The sequence below is a fragment of the Aeromicrobium sp. genome, assembly GCF_049587115.1.
Taxonomy (GTDB): Bacteria; Actinomycetota; Actinomycetes; order Propionibacteriales; family Nocardioidaceae; genus Aeromicrobium.
In genome coordinates, this window is sequence record NZ_JBAVDI010000067.1 from 1 (window position 1) to 2,471 (window position 2,471).

Consider the following 2,471-nt stretch of genomic DNA (forward strand, 5'->3'; position numbering starts at 1 on the left):
TCCTTGGCCTGGGCCAACGGTTCGCCGCTCTCAGCCTTGGTCGCGTGTTCCACGCCCGCCCCGGTGGTCCGCGTGTACGACGCGACCCGGTCGACGACTCCTGCGGGGCCGGGAGCTGACGGGACCAACAACATCAGCAGAGCGACCAAGCCCAAGCCGACAGCGCCCACACCGGCGTACATCAGCCAGTGGGGAGGCGACCAACTACGGTCGTCCGCGACGGCAACCGGCCTGATCTCACCCTGGATGGTGGTGAACGCCGATGCCGTGAGGTCGCCGTCCGTCGAGGGAAGGGTCACCTCGATCGTGCCTTGCTTGCCGGACTCGGTCTCGGGCACCTGGGCGGTGACCAGGACCTGGGTGGCGAGCACGTCCGCCTCGCTCGAGAACGTCTCGGAGAGGGCACCGCTGTCGGCGCTGATCACGCGCCCGGTGCCCGCCCGGGTGATGCGGTTGAGGGCTGCCATCCCGGGGGTGCTCTGCTCGAGGGCGACCACGTCGACCAGCAGGCCGGCCTCGGAAACTGCATCCGTGACCTCATCGACCGACGTGACGCTGGTGTCGGCACCGTCGGAGAGCACCAGCAACGTCCGCTGGCCCCGGTCGCCGGCCATCGCCGCCGCCGCGAGGATCCCGTCGTAGAGGCGGGTCTGCCGGGACAGGGTGAGCTCAGCAATCACGGTGCGGGCGGCGTCGCGGTCCTGCGTAGGAAGGAGCGAGCTGGTGACGTCTCCCGCAAAGCTCACGATGCCCAGCAGGACGTCGTCCGGGAGGGCCTCGATATAGGAGAGCGAGGCTTCCCTGGCCGCCCGGAAGCGCGGACCGCGCATCGACCGGCTGGTGTCGATCGCGAGCACGGCGGTGCGCTGGACGAGCATCGAGCTGTTGGCTGGCACCGCAACCGCCTCGGCGTCGACTCCGCCGATCGTGACGGCTACCCCGTCGAGATCGACGTCGGCATCGGGCGGCACGGAGACCAGGATCTGCAGGCCGTCCGCTGTCGGCTCGACATGTGCGATGGCCCCGTCCGCAGCAGATGCCGCTCCGGCACCCATCAGCACGGCGCCCACGACCACTGCCGCGGCCACGAGGGGACGCAGCGCGCCCATCAGATCCGGTCCGTGTGGAAGAGCAGGGGATCGACGGTCACGTTGGCGTTCGCAAGCTTGTCGAGGAACTTCGGGCGCAGGCCGGTCGAACGCAGTCGGCCGAGATTGCGACCCTGGGAGTCGAAGCCGGCCGTGCTGTCGAAGACGAAGATGTCCTGGAGCGTGATCACGTCACCCTCCATCCGCTCGACCTCGCTGATGTGGGTCACGCGGCGGCTGCCGTCCTTGAAGCGCGTCTGATGCACGATCATGTCGACCGCGGAGGCCACCTGCTCGCGGATGGCGCGGACCGGCAGGTCCATGCCCGCCATCAGCACCATCGTCTCCATCCGCGCCAGGGTGTCGCGAGGTCCGTTGGAGTGAAGGGTGCAGATCGAGCCGTCGTGCCCGGTGTTCATCGCCTGGAGCATGTCCAGTGCGGAGGCGTCGCGTACCTCGCCGACGATGATGCGGTCCGGACGCATCCGCAGGCTGTTCTTGACCAGGTCGCGAATGGTCACCGCGCCTTTGCCCTCGATGTTGGCCGGGCGTGACTCGAGCCGTACCACGTGCGCCTGCTTGAGCTGCAGCTCAGCAGCGTCCTCGATGGTCACGATGCGTTCGTCGTCCGGGATGAACGACGAGAGCACGTTGAGCGTGGTGGTCTTGCCAGCGCCGGTGCTGCCGGAGACGATCACGTTCAGGCGACCGCGGACGCAAGCCTCGACGAAGTCCAGCGTCTGCGGGGTCATCGTGCCGAAGTCGATCAGGTCAACCGAGGTGTAGGGGTCGGCGGCGAACTTGCGAATCGTCAGCGCGGAACCGTCCACCGCGAGCGGCGGCACCACGGCGTTCACCCGGCTCCCGTCAGGCAGACGGGCATCGACCATCGGACTCGCTTCGTCAACGCGACGGCCGATGCGCGACACGATCTTGTCGATCGTGCGCCGCAGGTGGGCCTCGTCGGCGAACTGGGCGTCGACCGGAACCAGCTTGCCGGACTTCTCCAACCAGATGCTGTCGTGCCGGTTGACCATCACCTCGGAGACGTCGACGTCGCGCAGGAACGGCTCGATCGGGCCGTAACCGAGAATGTCGTCACTGATCTCCTGGGTGACCCGAGCCCGGTCGCTGCTGCTCAACGGCCGGTCCTGCGAGGAGAGCACCTCGCCGAGGACGACGCGGACCCGTTGGTCGAGCTGCTGCTGGTCCATCTCGGCGTCATAGAGCTGCGGGCCGAGCTGCGCGAGCAGCTCCGAGTTGACGCTCGACTTGAGCTCTTCGATCCGGTCGTTCTGTTGGCTGGCCAGTGCGCGTCTGGCCGAGGACGGGTCGGTGGTCTTCATCGGCGGTGCGGCTGCCTTGGTGTAGCCGCCGGCCGAC

General features: G+C 68.2%; 2 protein-coding genes. Both read right to left on the minus strand.

All coding sequences use genetic code 11. The annotated features are described in order from the left end of the window. The coding region (locus WB461_RS07045; RefSeq protein WP_423852019.1) for a vWA domain-containing protein at positions 1–1,088 on the minus strand (1,088 nt) is incomplete at its 3' end. A gap of 20 nt (positions 1,089–1,108) precedes the next feature. After that, the coding region (locus tag WB461_RS07050) for a CpaF family protein (protein WP_423852020.1) at positions 1,109–2,471 on the minus strand (1,363 nt) is incomplete at its 5' end.